We start from the raw sequence: 14789 nt of genomic DNA, 5'->3' as shown, positions 1-14789 counted from the left end.
CGACGGATGGAACGCGGCGGCGCCGGCGAACGCGCAAGGCAGCGCCGCCGTGGCCCGCGTGGCGGGACGGCGAATGGCGGGGATCGGAGGGGCGGTCACTGGGTCTGTGCAGCCTTTAGTGCGTCGAGTACGGCCTGGGCATGGCCGGAGACTTTCACCGGGCGCCATGACTGGGCGATGACGCCCTTGGGGTCGATCAGGAAGGTGCTGCGTTCGATGCCGATGTACTTGCGGCCGTACAGGCTTTTTTCCTTGATCACGCCGAAGGCCTGGCACAGCGCCTCGTCCTTGTCGCTGATCAGGTCGAATTTGAAGCCCTGCTTGGCGCAGAAGTTCTGGTGCGACTTGAGCGAGTCGCGCGACACGCCCAGCACGGTCGCGCCGAGCTTCTTGAACTTGGGTAGCAGGGCGTTGAAGTCCAGGCCTTCGGTGGTGCAGCCGGGCGTGCTGTCCTTGGGATAGAAGTAAAGCGCCAGCCATTGGCCGGCGTAGTCCTTCAGTCGCGCGGTTTCGCCGCTGGACAGCGCCAGGGGCAGGGAAGAGACGGTATTGTCGAGGCGGTTGCCGGTGTCGAGCATGCGGGGTGTCTGATCCTCAGAACTTCATCGGGTCCATGATGGCGTCGAGATTCAAGTGATCGCAGAACTCCAGGAAATCGTCGCGCAACGCGGCGATGTGCATGCTCGACGGAACGCCGATCGTCACCTGCGCCGAGAACATGTCGGCACCGGTCTGCATGGCGCGGTAACGCGAGCAGTGCAGGCTTTCGATGGTGATGCCCTGGCGGTCGAAGAAATCGGCCAGCTGGAACAAAATCCCCGGCTTGTCGGCGGCCACCACTTCGACGATGTACGGCAGCAGGTTGGACTGCACCTGCTTGGGGCCGGTGCGGTACCAGACCAGCTTCAGGCCTTCCTCGCGCTCCAGGCGCGTGAGCATGGCCTCGAGCTTGGCGACCGCGTCCCAGGAGCCGACCGCCAGCGCGGTCACCGAGACGTCGCGACCGACCGTGGACAGGCGCGCGTCGACCAGGTTGCAGCCGGAGTCGGCGATCCGGCGCGTCACCGACAGCAGCGGCGACTCCGGATGCGTCGTATAGGCGTTGATCAGGAGGTGGTTTTCGTTCGGCGACGGCCGGGCAGCGGAGTCTCTGGCAGCAGAATCGGTCAAGGCGGCGCCTGCAAGGGGAGCGTGTGGCTCGGATACTGAACGGCGGCCCGCGCACGGGCTGCGGCTTGAAGCCAGCATACTTGCCCGCGCTTTCGGCCCGCAAGTAACATCGCAAAGCAGTAACATCGGTCGTTGGCGGCTTACCGTGCCGCCGCTCACATCAGCGCTACGCGCGAAGGCCCTCACTTGCGACTTACCGGCAGCATCACCGCGCTGGCCACGCCGTTCGACGCGGCCGGCGAAATCGACCTGGACGCCTGGCGCGCCCTCCTGGCCGCGCAGCTCGACGGCGGCACCCAGGCCATCGTGGTCGCCGGCTCCACCGGCGAGGCCGCCGCGCTGCACGACCCCGAATACGACACCCTGCTGCGCCTGGCGGTGGAGCAGGTCGCCGGACGCATCCCCGTGCTCGCCGGCACTGGCCTGTCCAACACCGCCAAGACCATCGAACTGACCCGCCGCGTCGCCGCGCTGGGTGCCGACGCCGCGCTGGTGGTGACGCCGCCGTACGTGCGTCCGACCCAGGCCGGCCTGGTCGCGCACTACCGCGCGATCGCCGACGACGGCGCGCTGCCGCTGGTGCTGTACAACGTGCCCGGCCGCACCGGCTGCGACCTGCTGCCGGAGACCGTGGCGCAGATCGCCGGCCACCCGCGCATCGTCGGCATCAAGGAGGCCCGCAGCGAAGCCGAACGCATGAGCGCGCTGCTGGCATTGCAGTCCGGCGATTTCGCCGTGCTCAGCGGCGACGACCCGACCGCGTGCCGCGCCATGCTGGCCGGCGCCGACGGCATCGTCTCGGTCGCTTCCAACGTGCTGCCGGCCTCGTTCCGCCGCCTGGCCGATCTGGCCCGCGGCGGCCGCCGCGACGAGGCCCAGGCCTGGGACGCGCGGCTGGCGCCGGTCTACGACTTCCTCGGCATCGAATCCAACCCGATCCCGGTCAAGGCAGTGCTCGCGCGCCAGGGCATCGGCCACGGCCTGCGCCTGCCGCTGACCGGCCTGTCGGCCGCCCACCAAGATGCCGCCGCCAGCGCCCATGCGCTGGTACGCGAACTCGAACACGACTGCCGCGCTACGCTCGCGGCCTGAACCCCGCAGGAGATTTGCCCATGCGTTCCAACGTTTCCATGTCCCGCGTCGCGGTCGGCGCACTGCTGATCGGCCTGATGGCCACCGCCGGTTGCAGCTGGTTCCGCAAGGGCAGCAATCCGCTGTACGCCGCCAGCCCCGAACAGCGTCCGCTGGAAGTGCCGCCGGACCTGGACCGTCCGCGCACCGACGGCGCGATGGCGATCCCGAACGGTTCGGTCAGCGCCTCCGAGCGCGCGCCGACCACGGTCGCCGCCGCCGCGTCGCCGATCGGCTTCACCACCGCCGGCAGCCGCGACGAGGCCTACGCCAAGGTCGGCGAGGCGCTGGGCAAGGTCGAGGGCCTGACCGTGGCTAGCCGCGCCCAGCTGCTGGGCGCCTACGACGTCAATTACGAAGGCGCGAACTTCCTGGTCCGCGTCAGCGCGGTCGAGGCCGGCGCCTACGTGTCGGCGGTGGATCCGCGCGGCCTGCCGGCCAGTGGCCAGCCGCCGATCAAGCTGATCGCGGCGCTGAAGGAAGCGCTGGGCAGCAAGTGATTCTTGCTCGATAGCGGAAGCGAGAACGGGCGCCGCGAGGCGCCCGTTTTTGTTTGCGTGGTGAGTAACGTGACTTAGCGGCTGGGGCGCGCAGACGCGGCAGATGGCGCTGAAGTCACTGGATCCCCGCCTTCGCGGGGATGACGGATCGGTATAGGCGACGCGGCTTAAGCTCTGCCAGATTCCAGATTCCAGATTCCAGAGCCCTCAGCGCTCCAGTAGATCGATCTTGCCGGTCTTGCCTTCCCAGTCCTTGGCGTCGGCCAGCGCGTCTTTGCGGGTGGTGATCACCGGCCAGGCCTTGGCGAGTTCGGCGTTGAGCGCGACGAAGGCTTCCTGTCCGGCCGGCACGTCGTCTTCCGGGTAGATCGCGTTGATCGGGCACTCCGGTTCGCACAGGGTGCAGTCGATGCACTCGTCCGGATCGATCACCAGGAAGTTCGGGCCTTCGTGGAAACAGTCGACCGGGCACACCTCGACGCAGTCGGTGTACTTGCACTTGATGCAGTTCTCGGTGACGACGAAGGGCATGGAACGGTCTTCCGTGGGTGAGCGGGCGCGGCTAGTTTAGCGACAGGCGAGGGCGCAAACCTAGCCGATCGCGCCGCCTCGGCCGTTGTTGCGAGCGACTCTCAATTGCCGGTGTGCGGCCGCCGCCGGGCTAAAGAAAAAGCCCGCGCATCGCTGCGCGGGCTTCGGTCTTGGAACGTTCGCACCGGTGAGGGTGGAAGGCCGCGGGCGGCTCGCATTCCGAATTTGGCGCTCCCTACGAGATTCGAACTCGTGTTTTAGCCTTGAGAGGGCCACGTCCTAGGCCTCTAGACGAAGGGAGCTGGGTAAACCCGCATCCGACTCTCAATCGTATGCGGCCTGCTAGTATAGGGGGCTGAATAGCGCTCGGCAACCGGTCTGGACCGGCCGCCGTTCACCTTCCCACAGCGATCCACTGCCCCGCAGCAGCGATCCCAACGCGGCGACGACCGCTCGATGCAGCCCGAAAATTCCAACGGTCACGACTACGTCCATCCGCAGCTGCGGGTGATCCCGCGCGAGCAGCACAATGTCTCGCGCAAGGAGATCAGCCCCAACGCGCTGCGCGTGCTGTACCGGCTGCGCGACGCCGGCTTCGGCGGCTACCTGGTCGGCGGCGCGGTGCGCGACATCCTGGTCGGCGGCCACCCCAAGGACTTCGACGTCGCCACCGACGCCACGCCGGAGCAGGTCAAAGGCCTGTTCCGCAACTGCCGCCTGATCGGCCGCCGTTTCCGCCTGGCGCACGTGGTGTACGGGCGCGAGATCATCGAGGTCGCGACCTTCCGCGCCAACAGCGACGATGGCAGCGGCGACCGCGAGACCGACAACGGCGGCCGCCTGGTGCGCGACAACGTCTACGGCAGCATCGAGGACGATGCGGTGCGCCGCGACTTCACCGCCAACGCGCTGTATTACGCGGTCGAGGATTTCTCGGTGCGCGACTACGTCGGCGGCTTCGAGGACGTGCAGAACCGTCTGATGCGCCTGATCGGCGATCCGGAAACCCGCTATCGCGAGGATCCGGTGCGCATGCTGCGCGCGGTGCGCCTGGCGGCCAAGCTCGGCTTCGAGATCGAGTCGGCGACCGCCGCGCCGATCCCGGGGCTGGCGCCGCTGCTGGCCGATGCCGCGCCGGCGCGCTTGTTCGAGGAATGCCTGAAGCTGTTCCTGTCCGGCCACGCCGTGCAGAGCTTCCTGGGCCTGGAGCGCTACGGCCTGCTGCCGGCGCTGCTGCCGGAAACCGCGGCCGCGCTCAAGTCCAACCGCAGCGGCGCCTTGCGGCGCATGTTGCTGGAAGGCCTGCAGGGCACCGATACCCGCGTGGCCAACGACGAGCCGGTGTCGCCAGCGTTCCTGTTCGCGATGCTGCTGTGGCCGGCGTACTGCCGCGCGCTGATGGCGCTGCAGGCGCAGGGCATGCACGCGGTCGAGGCCCAGCGCCGCGCTGCCGACCGGGTCACCGTGCACCAGCTCGAACGCATCGCGCTGCCGCGCCGGTTCTCGCTGCCGATGCAGGAGATCTGGCTGCTGCAGACGCGCTTCTCGCAGCGCCAGCGCAAGCGCGTGTTCCGCCTGCTGTCGCACCCGCGTTTCCGCGCCGCCTACGATTTCCTCAATCTGCGCCTGGCCGCGTCCGACGAGCATGCCGCGGACGTCGCGTTCTGGCGCGATGCGCAGGGCACGCCGGGCGACGAACTGGCCGCGCAGTTGGACGCACAGCCGCCGTCGGACGCCGAGCCGGGCAGCGCGCCGCGCAAGCGCCGCCGCCGTCGCCGCAACGGCGGCAGCGATGCCGCGGGTAGCGCCGGCCACGACGGCGAATGAGCACGGCCGAGGTCGCGTTCGTCGGCTTGGGCAGCAACCTGGGCGACAGCGCGGCGCTATTGCGCGCGGCGTTCGATTCGCTGGCGGCGCTCCCGCACACGCGGCTGCTGCGCGCATCGGCGCTGTACCGCACCCCGGCTTGGGGCGTCACCGCGCAGCCGGACTTCGTCAACGCCGTGGCCATGCTGGAAACCCGGTTGCCGCCGCAAGCCCTGCTGACGGCGATGCTGGCGATCGAACGCGAGGCCGGCCGCGACCGTCGCGACGACGGCAGCGACCGCTGGGGGCCGCGCACGCTGGACCTGGACCTGCTGTTGTACGGCCAGCGCAGCCTCGACGAACCGGGCCTGCGCCTGCCGCATCCGCACCTGCACGAGCGCGCGTTCGCGTTGCTGCCGCTGCTCGACGTCGCGCCCGATGCGCGCATTCCCGGGATCGGCGCGGCGCGCGACGCGCTGGCCCGGCTCGAGATCGGCGACATACAAATCCTGGCTTAGGCGGTAAGTTATAGGGCTACCCCCGCGAGCGTCCGGCGACAGCCCGGGCGAGACCCGACCCATGTACACCTCGGCCCCCACCGATACCCCGCGCAAGACCGCCTGGACCGTGCCCATGCTCGCCGACGCCAAGCGCGAAGGCCGGGCCCTGGTCATGCTGACCTGCTACGACGCCGGCTTCGCGCGCACCATGGACGCGGCCGGGATCGATCTGGTGCTGATCGGCGATTCGTTGGGCATGGTGGTGCAGGGCCACAACAGCACGCTGCCGGTGCGCGTGGCCGACATCGCATACCACACCGCCTGCGTCGCGCGCGGCCTGTCCAAGGCGCTGCTGATCGCCGACCTGCCGTTCCAGTCAGACGCCACGCCCGAGCGCGCGCTGGAGGCCTCGACCGCGCTGCTGCAGGCCGGCGCGGCGATGGTCAAGCTGGAGGGCGCCGGCCACAAGCTGGAGGTGATCCGTTTCCTGGTCGAGCGCGAGATTCCGGTCTGCGCGCACCTGGGCCTGACCCCGCAGTCGGTGTTGCGCCTGGGCGGCTACAAGGTACAGGGCCGCGACGAGGCCGCCGCGGCGCGCCTGCGCGAGGACGCGCGCGCGGTGCAGGAGGCGGGCGCCGCCTTGCTGGTGCTGGAGTGCGTGCCCACGCCGGTGGCCGCGGCGATCACCGCCGATCTGGCGATCCCGACCGTCGGCATCGGCGCCGGTCCGCAGTGCGACGGCCAGGTGTTGGTCCTGCACGACCTGCTGGGCGTGAACTCGGGCCATCGCCGGCCCAAGTTCGTCAAGGATTTCCTGGCCGAGGGCGGCTCGATCGAAGGCGCGTTCCGCGCTTACGCCGACGCCGTGCGCGAGCGCCGTTTTCCCGACGACGCGCATTCCTACGCCGGTTGAGGCCGGCACCCGCACTCCGGCGCCGTTCGAACCCAGCGTTCCGGCGCCGGCGTTGTGATCGCCGCCGCAAGCGCGTGTAATCCCCAGCCTGCGGCGCCGGCTCCGGCCGCGCCGCCGCCGTCCCCGACTTCCTCCGAATTTCCGCCGAGCAAGACATGCTGACCGTCGACGACCTGGCCGTACTGCGTTCCACCCTCGACGCCTGGCGTCGCGACGGCCTGAGCGTCGCCTTCGTGCCGACCATGGGCAACCTGCACGCCGGCCATCATTCGCTGGTACGGCTGGCGCGCGAGCGCGCCGACCGGGTGGTGGTCAGCGTGTTCGTGAATCCGACCCAGTTCGGCCCCAACGAGGACTACGGCCGCTACCCGCGCACGCCGGAGGCCGACGCCGCCGGCCTGGCCGCCGCCGGCGCCGACCTGATGTGGCTGCCGACGGTGGACACCATGTATCCCTACGGCCCGCAGGCGACGGTCGAGGTGCGCGTGCCGCACGTCACCGACGGCCTGGAGGGCGCGCACCGCCCCGGCCATTTCGACGGCGTCGCCACCGTGGTCGCGCGCCTGTTCAACCAGGTCGGTCCCGACGTGGCGGTGTTCGGCCGCAAGGACTACCAGCAACTGGCGGTGATCCGCTATCTGGTGCGCGACCTGGCGTTCCCGATCGAGATCGTCGCCGCCGACACCCTGCGCGAGGCCGACGGCCTGGCGATGAGCTCGCGCAACCAGTACCTGTCCGAGCAAGAGCGTCCGCGCGCGGCCGAGATCCATCGCTGCCTGCAGTGGATGCGTCAGGCCGCGCAGGCCGGCAGCGCGCGTGAGGCGGTCGAGGCCGAGGCCGTGCAGCGCCTGCAAAGCGCCGGCTTCGTCGTCGACTACGCCGCCATCCGGCGCGCCGATCTGGGCCTGCCCGAGACCGGCCCGGCGGATGCGCCGCGGGTGGCCCTGATCGCCGCCCGGCTGGGCCGGACCCGCCTGATCGACAACCTCGAATTCGCCGCCTGAACGCCGATACAGCGTTCCAGGGGCGGCGCCGGGCGGCTATGTTGCACTGCGCCATGCGCTGCTAGACTTCGACCTTTCGCGCCCGCGCGTCCGCGGACGGAGTGAGACACATGCAACTCAACCTGCTCAAGGCCAAGATCCACCGCGCCACGGTCACCCACGCCGAGCTTCACTACGAAGGCTCCTGCGCGATCGACGGCCGCCTGCTCGACATCTCCGGCATCCGCGAGTACGAACAGGTCCACATCTACAACGTGAACAACGGCCAGCGCTTCGTCACCTACGCCATCCGCGGCGAAGAGGGCAGCGGCGTGATCTCGGTCAACGGCGCGGCCGCGCACAAGGCCCAGCCCGGCGACCTGGTGATCATCTGCGCCTACGGCGTCTGCGACGAGGCCGAAGCGGCCAAGTTCAAGCCGACCCTGGTCTACGTCGACCGGCACAATCAGCTGACCCACACCAACACTTCGATGCCGGCGCAGGCGGCCTGAGACCACGCATGAGCGACGCATCCCGACTGAGCCAACTGAGCGCCCAGGCGGGGCGCGTCGCCAACACCAGCCTGTCGCAGCTGATCGCGGCCGATCCGGCCCGAGCACGGGATTTCGCCCTGCGGGTCGGACCGGTCTACGCCAGCTTCGCGCGCCAGCACTACGACCGCGAAGCGCTGGCGCAGCTGTTCGCCGCCGCCCAGGACGCCGGTTTCGCGCCGCGCCTGCGCGCGCTGTTCGACGGCGAGACCGTCAACGTCACCGAAGGCCGTCCGGCGCTGCATACCGCGCTGCGCGGCGATTTCTCGCCAGCGTCCGTCGCGCGCGACGCGCATGCGCAGGCCTTGCAGGCGCGCAAGCGCATGCGCGCGATCGTCGAAGCGCTGGAGGCCAGCGACGTCACCGACATCGTCAGCGTCGGCATCGGCGGCTCCGACCTGGGTCCGCGCCTGGCCGCCGATGCGCTGATCGGCGCCGCGCCCGGCCGGTTCCGCGTGCATTTCCTGTCCAACGTCGACGGCCACGCCGCGCAGCGCATCCTCGCCGGCCTCGATCCGGCACGCACCGCCGCGCTGCTGATCTCCAAGACCTTCGGCACCCAGGAAACCCTGCTCAACGGCGCCGTGGTACGCGACTGGCTGGGCCAGCACGCCGCGCAGCGCCTGTACGCGATCAGCGCCAACGTCGACCGCCCGGCGGCGGCGTTCGGCATTCCGCCCGAACGCATCCTGCCGATGTGGGACTGGGTCGGCGGCCGTTACTCGCTGTGGTCGGCGGTCGGCCTGCCGATCGCGCTGGCGATCGGCATGGACGCGTTCGAGGCCTTCCTCGACGGCGCCGCCGAGATGGACGCGCACGTGTTGAACGCCGCGCCGGCCGACAACCTGGCCGCCTGGCACGCGCTGACCGCGATCTGGAACCGTAACGGCCTGGGCTACGCGACCCAGGCCGTGCTGGCCTACGACGACCGCCTCAAGCTGCTGTCGAACTACCTGCAGCAGTTGGTGATGGAAAGCCTGGGCAAATCCACGCGCCTGGACGGCAGCGCCATCGTCGCCGACACCGTGCCGGTGTGGTGGGGCGGGGTGGGCACCGATACGCAGCACAGCTTCTTCCAGGCGCTGCACCAGGGCAGTTCGATCGTGCCCGGCGACTTCATCGGCGTGATCCGCAGCGATGCGCCGTATTCGCAGAACCATCTGGCGCTGCAGTCCAACCTGCTGGCGCAGACCGAAGCCTTCGCCAACGGCCAGGGCAGCAACGATCCGCACCGCGCCTATGCCGGCGGACGGCCCAGCACCACGATCCTGCTCGACGCGCTCGACCCGCGCTCGCTGGGCGCCTTGCTCGCACTGTACGAGCACAGCGTCTACCTGCAGTCGGTGTTCTGGGACATCAACGCTTTCGACCAGTTCGGCGTCGAACTGGGCAAGCAGGTCGCCAGCCGCCTGCTGCCGGCGCTGGCCGGGGAAGTCGAAGCCGACGATCCGGTGACGCGCGAGTTGATCGCGCAGCTGCGGGGTTGATGCGTATCCGCTGACCGATGTATCTGCCTCGTAGGATGCGGTAAGCCACAGGCGCACCGCATCGACCGGGTGTGAGCGCGCGATCTCCCGATCCGTCATCCCCGCGAAGACGGGGATCCAGGGACTTCAGCGCGCTTCACGATCGTCCGACGCAGGCGCCATGGACGGTCGCGGCTTACGCCGCTCCTACCCCAAAGCGTCGCGATTCGATCGCCTTGTCCTCAAAGCGCGCCATGCCGCGCCAGCGCCCACTCCACATGCTCGCGCACCACCGCGCTGTGCGTATCGCGGCGCGAGCGCAGCGCCGCGATCACCTCCGGCGTGGCCGGCGCATTGCCCAAGGCCACCGCGATATTGCGCAGCCAGCGCTCGTGCCCGCTGCGGCGGATCGCCGAGCCCTCGGTGCGCTGCAGGAACTCGTCCTCGCTCCAGGCGAACAACTGCACCAGAGTCGCGCGGTCGAGGTCGTTGCGTGCGCGGAAGTCCGGTTCGTCGGTGCGCTTGGCGAACTTGTTCCAGGGGCAGACCAACTGGCAATCGTCGCAGCCGAAGATGCGGTTGCCGATCGCCGGCCGCAGTTCTTCGGGAATCGCGCCCTCGTGCTCGATGGTCAGATAGGCGATGCAGCGCCGCGCGTCCAGGCGATGCGGCGCGACGATGGCCTGGGTCGGGCACACGTCGATGCAGCGCACGCAGGTACCGCAGTGCGCGCTGGCCGGCGCGTCGATCGGCAGCGGCAGATCGACATAGATCTCGCCCAGGAAGAACCAGGAGCCGCCGTCCTTGTCGATCAGGCAGGTGTGCTTGCCGATCCAGCCCAGCCCGGCGTTGCGCGCCAGCGCGCGTTCCAGCACCGGCGCCGAATCGACGAACACGCGATGGCCGAACGGCCCCACGGTCTGGCCGATGCGGTCCGCCAGCCGCTGCAGGCGCTGGCGCATCAGCTTGTGATAGTCGCGGCCCAGCGCGTAGCGGGCCACGTACGCGCGCTCGCGATCGGCCAGCGTCGCCCAGGCGTCCTCGTCGTCGTTGCGGCCGTAGTCCAGCCCGACCGAAATCACCCGCAGCGTGCCCGGGATCAGTTCCTGCGGCCGCGAGCGCAGCTCGCCGTGGCGCGCCATCCAGTCCATCGAGCCGTACAGCCCCTGCGCCAGCCAGTCGCGCAGGTAGTCCTCGTCCGGCCCCAACTCGATGCCGGCGATGCCGCAGCGTTGGAAGCCCAGTTCGCGCGCCAGTTCGCGGATGCGCACGGTCAACGCCGCGTAGTCGGGCGCGGAAGGCGAGGGGTCGGGGCTGGCTGGGCGCGGGCTCACGATGCGGCAAGTATAGAATCGGGCGATGCCGGCGGCTGCGTCCAATCCCGATTCCGCGCTTTACGACGCTGCGGCGCTGCGCGCGGTCGAGACGCGCGCGGCCGCCGACCTCGGCGATGCGTTCGAACTGATGCGCCGCGCCGGCGCCGCGGCATGGCGCGAGCTGTTGCGGCGTTGGCCGTCGGCGCAGCGGATCCTGGTGGTCTGCGGACCGGGCAACAACGGCGGCGATGGCTACGTCATGGCCGCGCATGCGCAGGCCGCGGGCCGTCAGGTGCGCGTGCTGCGCCTGGATGCCCACGCGCCGCGCAGCGAACTCGCGCAACGTGCGGCGGCCGAATATGAGAAGGCGGGCGGCCGCAGCGAGATTTTCGACGGCGCTGCGCTCAGCGCCGACGTGGTGGTCGACGCGTTGTTCGGTATCGGCCTGTCGCGCGCGCCGGAACGCGATGCGGCGGCGCTGATCGAGGCGATCAATACGCAGTCGGCGCCGGTGCTGGCGCTGGACGTGCCCAGCGGCGTCGACGCCGACCGCGGCAGCGCGCATGCGCCGGCGGTGGTCGCCGATGGCACGATCGAATTCATCGCCCGCAAGATCGGACTGTCCACCGGCGCGGCGTTGGATTGCGCCGGCGAGCGCGCGTTAGCGGACTTGCAGCTGAGCGTCGATACCTTCGCCGTCGCGCCGGTCGCGCACGCGGTGCAGGCCACGGATCTGGCGCGCTGGTTGCGGCCGCGCGCGCGCGACAGCCACAAGGGGCGCAACGGCCGCGTGCTCTGCATCGGCGGCGATCGCGGCAGCGGCGGCGCGATCGTGCTGTGCGCGCAGGCGGCGTTGCGCAGCGGCGCGGGTCTGGTCGAGGTGGCCACGCGCGGCGAGCATGTGACGGCCTTGCTGTCGCGCCTGCCGGAGGCGATGCCGAGCGAGGTGGGCGATGCGACGCGTTTGCGCGACGCCTTGCAGCGCGCCGATATCGTCGCACTGGGCCCGGGTTTGGGGCAGGGCGATTGGGGCCGCGGGCTGTATGCCGCTGCGCTCGCCAGCGAGCGTCCCCTGCTGCTGGACGCGGACGCGCTGAATCTGCTGGCGCAACAGCCGCAGCGCTTGCGCGCCGACAGCGTGCTGACGCCGCATCCCGGCGAAGCGGCGCGCTTGCTCGGCATCGATACCGCGCACGTGCAATCGGATCGTCTCGCGGCCGCGCATGCGTTGTTGGATCGCTACGGTTGCGCGATCGTGTTGAAAGGCGCGGGCACGGTCGTGGTCGCTCCGGACTCCCCGGCTCACGTGATCGGCGCCGGCAATCCCGGCATGGCGGTGGGCGGCATGGGCGATGTGCTCAGCGGTACCGTCGCGGCCCTGCGTGCGCAAGGCATGGACGCGTTCGACGCCGCCGTCTGCGGCGCCTTGCTGCATTCCGCCGCCGCCGATGCCGCCGCGCGCGAAGGTGGCGAGCGCGGTTTGTTGCCTACCGATCTGATGCCTTGGTTGCGACGGCTGGCCAATCCTGAGAGCGTGCGTTGACGGCTTCCGATTCGAGGCGTGCGTTCGTCGGCGTTATGCCGTTGGCGCGATGCCGCAAACACGGTTCCGATCGCTACGATTTCATCGGCAAAGATTTCCTCCGGTACGATTTTTGTTCGGCGCCGTTCCGATAAACTCGAATCCACATGCACGCGTACGAACACCAAGCCACCGACCTCAGCCTGCGCGACGCCGACGCCACCGACGCGTTGGGCGCCGCGCTCGCGCGCACGCGTCCTGCGCGCGCGGTCGTGCATCTGAGCGGCGATTTGGGCGCCGGAAAATCCACGCTTGCGCGCGCGTTGCTGCGCGCGCTGGGGGTGCAGGGCGCGATCCGCAGTCCGACCTACACCCTGGTCGAGCGCTATCCGCTCGCCGACGGCGGCGAGGCCTGGCATCTGGATCTGTACCGCATCGGCGACGCCGGCGAGCTGGAGTTTCTGGGCCTGGACGGCGACGAGGCCGTGTTGTGGCTGATCGAGTGGCCCGACCGCGGCCGCGGCGCGCTGCCGCCGGCCGACCTGCGTGTGGAGCTGGCGGTGGCCGGGGCGGGGCGTTCGGCCCGCCTGGTGCCCGCGTCGGCGGTGGGGGCGGCGTGGATTCGGGCGGCGACCGTCGCGGCGTAGCTTGCGGCCGACTTCTGAACGTTTCCACAGGAAGTGGCGGCAGGTACCGGATTCCAAAGGGAAAAGTGCTTGCTTTTCTTGGGCGCTGGTGCTTGACTACCGCCCATGCGCGTAAAAGGGGCCACCGTTCAGAAATTCCTGCTCGGCATGGCGCTGCTGTCGGCGCTGGCCTGGAATCTTGCGCATTCCAGTGAAATCAAGGGTTTGGAACTCGGCAGCGGCGCCACCGGCACCCGCGCCGAGATCGCCCTGGACGGTAGCGGCGAATTCAAGCTGATTTCCCTCAAGGGTCCGGACCGCCTGGCGGTCGACCTGCCGGCGTCTTCGCTGGCCAAGGGCCTGCGCCTGCCGACCGCCGGCGCGGGCATCGTCAAATCCGTGCGCACCGGCCAGCCGGCGCCGGGCACCGTGCGCATCGTCTTCGATCTGACCCAGCCGGTGGCGGCGCTGAAGCCGCGCATCGAGCCGACCGCCAACGGCGCACGCCTGGTGCTGGAGTGGCCGGGCGACGGCGTGGAGCCGAAGCCGGTGGCCGCGGCGCCGACCTCGTCCATGGCCGCGCAGACCGTGCCGCCTGCGTCCGCGCCGTCGACCGTCGCCCAGGTGACGGCGCCGCCGTCCGCGACCGCCGCGGTCGTGTCCGACAGCCGCGGCGTCGATCAAGCCGCCGCCTCGGCCGCGGCGACCACGCGCCTGATCTCCGAGCTCGCCGCGCGCAACGCACCCGGCGCGCCGGCGCCGCAGAGTGCCGCCCCGCAAAACACCGCATCGCAGCCGGCGTCTTCCAACACCCCGCTGGTCGTGACCAATAAAGTGGCGACCGCCTCGGTGCCGACCACCGTCGCCACCGGCGTGCCCACCCGCATCGCCACCGGCGTGCCGACGCCCACGCCCGCCGCCGCGAGCGCGCCGCCGCCGGCCGACGACCTGACCACGCCGGGCGCGGTCAAGACCATGAAGGACGTGATGCGCGGCCGCGGCATGCGCCCGCTGATCATCGCCATCGATCCCGGCCACGGCGGCCAGGACCCGGGCGCGGTCGGCCAGGCCGGTAAGCGCGAAAAAGACGTGACCCTGGCGATCGCGCGCGAACTGGCGCGCCAGATCAACGCCACGCCCGGGCTCAAGGCCTATCTGACCCGCGACAGCGACGTCTTCATCCCGCTGCCGCGTCGCGCCCAGCTCGCGCGCCAGGCCAAGGCCGACATGTTCGTGTCGATCCATGCCGACGCCGCCGAGAACCGCGCCGCCAAGGGCTCCTCGGTCTACGTGCTTTCGCTCAAAGGCGCGTCCTCGCAGCGCGCGCGCTGGCTGGCGGACAAGGAAAACTCGGCCGATCTGGTCGGCGGCGTGCGCCTGCAGGAAGCGGACAACACCCTGACCTCGGTGCTGCTGGACCTGACCCAGAGCGGCCACATGAAGGCGTCCGAAGACGCGGCCGGGCACGTGCTGGACGGGCTCAAGCGCGTCGGCAACAACCACAAGCCGCATATCGAGCGCGCCAACTTCGCGGTGCTGCGCACCTCCGACATGCCGGCGATGCTGGTCGAGACCGCCTTCATCTCCAACCCGGACGAAGAGCGCCGCCTGACCGACCCCGCGCACCAGCGCGCGCTCGCGCGCGCTGTGCTCGACGGCGTCAACACCTACTTCACCCGCCAGCCGCCACCGGGCACGCTGTACGCCGCGCGCGCCGATGCCCAGCCGGTGGCGATGGGCGCGGGCGGCGGCAGCCCCTGAACCTCGGTGCGGC

Annotated in this window: 14 protein-coding genes, 1 tRNA gene and 1 pseudogene; 11 read left to right on the top strand and 5 right to left on the bottom strand. The window is 70.2% G+C overall.

Annotated elements, in window-relative coordinates:
* Positions 1–95 precede the first annotated feature (95 nt).
* Together LVB77_RS13975 and LVB77_RS13970 are read right to left on the bottom strand one after the other, a co-directional pair.
* Positions 96–578, bottom strand: coding sequence for a peroxiredoxin (locus tag LVB77_RS13975; RefSeq protein ID WP_232906701.1), 483 nt, complete (start codon positions 576–578; stop codon positions 96–98).
* A 16-nt stretch (positions 579–594) separates the two neighbouring features.
* The gene (locus LVB77_RS13970) at positions 595–1248 is read right to left on the bottom strand and encodes a glycine cleavage system protein R (RefSeq protein WP_232906700.1); all 654 of its coding nucleotides are present in this window, start codon (positions 1246–1248) and stop codon (positions 595–597) included.
* Positions 1249–1356: 108 nt separating this feature from the next.
* Between LVB77_RS13970 and dapA the strand changes: the two genes are divergently transcribed.
* Both dapA and LVB77_RS13960 read left to right on the top strand, forming a co-directional pair.
* On the top strand, positions 1357–2262 hold the full coding sequence (gene dapA / locus LVB77_RS13965) for a 4-hydroxy-tetrahydrodipicolinate synthase (RefSeq protein ID WP_232906699.1): 906 nt from the start codon (positions 1357–1359) through the stop codon (positions 2260–2262).
* Positions 2263–2282: 20 nt separating this feature from the next.
* Positions 2283–2801 carry a hypothetical protein gene (locus tag LVB77_RS13960; RefSeq protein ID WP_232906698.1) on the top strand — a complete coding sequence of 173 codons (519 nt, stop codon included), beginning with the start codon at positions 2283–2285 and terminating at the stop codon, positions 2799–2801.
* 207 nt (positions 2802–3008) lie between these two features.
* Here the strand turns inward: LVB77_RS13960 and fdxA are convergent, their stop codons facing one another.
* A complete protein-coding gene (fdxA, locus tag LVB77_RS13955; RefSeq protein WP_232906697.1) occupies positions 3009–3332 on the bottom strand; it encodes a ferredoxin FdxA in 324 nt (107 codons plus the stop codon).
* A gap of 226 nt (positions 3333–3558) precedes the next feature.
* Positions 3559–3634, bottom strand: a tRNA-Glu gene (locus tag LVB77_RS13950).
* 199 nt (positions 3635–3833) lie between these two features.
* On the opposite strand from LVB77_RS13950, the pseudogene pcnB reads away from it, so the two are divergent.
* The 6 genes and pseudogenes from pcnB to pgi all read left to right on the top strand — a co-directional run.
* Positions 3834–5159, top strand: a pseudogene (pcnB, locus tag LVB77_RS13945) (polynucleotide adenylyltransferase PcnB); the annotation flags it as partial.
* Positions 5156–5656 carry a 2-amino-4-hydroxy-6-hydroxymethyldihydropteridine diphosphokinase gene (folK, locus tag LVB77_RS13940; protein WP_232906696.1) on the top strand — a complete coding sequence of 167 codons (501 nt, stop codon included), beginning with the start codon at positions 5156–5158 and terminating at the stop codon, positions 5654–5656. The pseudogene pcnB and the gene folK, both read left to right, overlap by 4 nt.
* Positions 5657–5717: 61 nt before the next feature.
* Positions 5718–6551, top strand: coding sequence for a 3-methyl-2-oxobutanoate hydroxymethyltransferase (gene panB, locus LVB77_RS13935; protein WP_232906695.1), 834 nt, complete (start codon positions 5718–5720; stop codon positions 6549–6551).
* Positions 6552–6706: 155 nt separating this feature from the next.
* On the top strand, positions 6707–7555 hold the full coding sequence (gene panC, locus LVB77_RS13930) for a pantoate--beta-alanine ligase (RefSeq protein ID WP_232906694.1): 849 nt from the start codon (positions 6707–6709) through the stop codon (positions 7553–7555).
* A 110-nt stretch (positions 7556–7665) separates the two neighbouring features.
* Positions 7666–8046 (top strand): aspartate 1-decarboxylase, encoded by a 381-nt coding sequence (gene panD, locus LVB77_RS13925; RefSeq protein WP_056175616.1) that lies wholly within the window; start codon positions 7666–7668, stop codon positions 8044–8046.
* A gap of 8 nt (positions 8047–8054) precedes the next feature.
* Positions 8055–9572 carry a glucose-6-phosphate isomerase gene (pgi, locus tag LVB77_RS13920; protein ID WP_232906693.1) on the top strand — a complete coding sequence of 506 codons (1518 nt, stop codon included), beginning with the start codon at positions 8055–8057 and terminating at the stop codon, positions 9570–9572.
* A gap of 221 nt (positions 9573–9793) precedes the next feature.
* Here pgi and queG read toward each other — a convergent pair whose 3' ends face one another.
* Complete coding sequence (queG, locus tag LVB77_RS13915) at positions 9794–10828, bottom strand: tRNA epoxyqueuosine(34) reductase QueG (protein WP_232910298.1); 1035 nt, start codon at positions 10826–10828, stop codon at positions 9794–9796.
* A gap of 82 nt (positions 10829–10910) precedes the next feature.
* Here queG and LVB77_RS13910 point away from each other — a divergent pair, with 82 nt between their 5' ends.
* From LVB77_RS13910 to LVB77_RS13900, 3 genes are all read left to right on the top strand, one after another.
* Positions 10911–12410 (top strand): NAD(P)H-hydrate dehydratase, encoded by a 1500-nt coding sequence (locus LVB77_RS13910; protein ID WP_232906692.1) that lies wholly within the window; start codon positions 10911–10913, stop codon positions 12408–12410.
* 146 nt (positions 12411–12556) lie between these two features.
* Positions 12557–13036, top strand: a complete 480-nt coding sequence (gene tsaE / locus LVB77_RS13905) for a tRNA (adenosine(37)-N6)-threonylcarbamoyltransferase complex ATPase subunit type 1 TsaE (RefSeq protein WP_232906691.1) — start codon at positions 12557–12559, stop codon at positions 13034–13036.
* A gap of 147 nt (positions 13037–13183) precedes the next feature.
* On the top strand, positions 13184–14776 hold the full coding sequence (locus LVB77_RS13900) for an N-acetylmuramoyl-L-alanine amidase (protein WP_232910296.1): 1593 nt from the start codon (positions 13184–13186) through the stop codon (positions 14774–14776).
* Positions 14777–14789 lie beyond the last annotated feature (13 nt).

The organism is Lysobacter sp. 5GHs7-4 (genome assembly GCF_021284765.1).
Taxonomy (GTDB): domain Bacteria; phylum Pseudomonadota; class Gammaproteobacteria; order Xanthomonadales; family Xanthomonadaceae; genus Lysobacter.
This window is presented reverse-complemented; position numbering and strand designations above follow the sequence as displayed.

Excerpts from the sequence above, each read along its gene's own strand:
- LVB77_RS13910 (WP_232906692.1), top strand. The coding sequence starts at position 10,911 with ATGCCGGCGGCTGCGTCCAATCCCGATTCCGCGCTTTACGACGCTGCG.
- LVB77_RS13900 (WP_232910296.1), top strand. The coding sequence starts at position 13,184 with ATGGCGCTGCTGTCGGCGCTGGCCTGGAATCTTGCGCATTCCAGTGAA.
- tsaE (WP_232906691.1), top strand. The coding sequence starts at position 12,557 with ATGCACGCGTACGAACACCAAGCCACCGACCTCAGCCTGCGCGACGCC.
- panD (WP_056175616.1), top strand. The coding sequence starts at position 7,666 with ATGCAACTCAACCTGCTCAAGGCCAAGATCCACCGCGCCACGGTCACC.
- LVB77_RS13970 (WP_232906700.1), bottom strand. The coding sequence starts at position 1,248 with ATGCTGGCTTCAAGCCGCAGCCCGTGCGCGGGCCGCCGTTCAGTATCC.
- panC (WP_232906694.1), top strand. The coding sequence starts at position 6,707 with ATGCTGACCGTCGACGACCTGGCCGTACTGCGTTCCACCCTCGACGCC.
- LVB77_RS13960 (WP_232906698.1), top strand. The coding sequence starts at position 2,283 with ATGCGTTCCAACGTTTCCATGTCCCGCGTCGCGGTCGGCGCACTGCTG.
- folK (WP_232906696.1), top strand. The coding sequence starts at position 5,156 with ATGAGCACGGCCGAGGTCGCGTTCGTCGGCTTGGGCAGCAACCTGGGC.
- pgi (WP_232906693.1), top strand. The coding sequence starts at position 8,055 with ATGAGCGACGCATCCCGACTGAGCCAACTGAGCGCCCAGGCGGGGCGC.
- panB (WP_232906695.1), top strand. The coding sequence starts at position 5,718 with ATGTACACCTCGGCCCCCACCGATACCCCGCGCAAGACCGCCTGGACC.
- LVB77_RS13975 (WP_232906701.1), bottom strand. The coding sequence starts at position 578 with ATGCTCGACACCGGCAACCGCCTCGACAATACCGTCTCTTCCCTGCCC.
- fdxA (WP_232906697.1), bottom strand. The coding sequence starts at position 3,332 with ATGCCCTTCGTCGTCACCGAGAACTGCATCAAGTGCAAGTACACCGAC.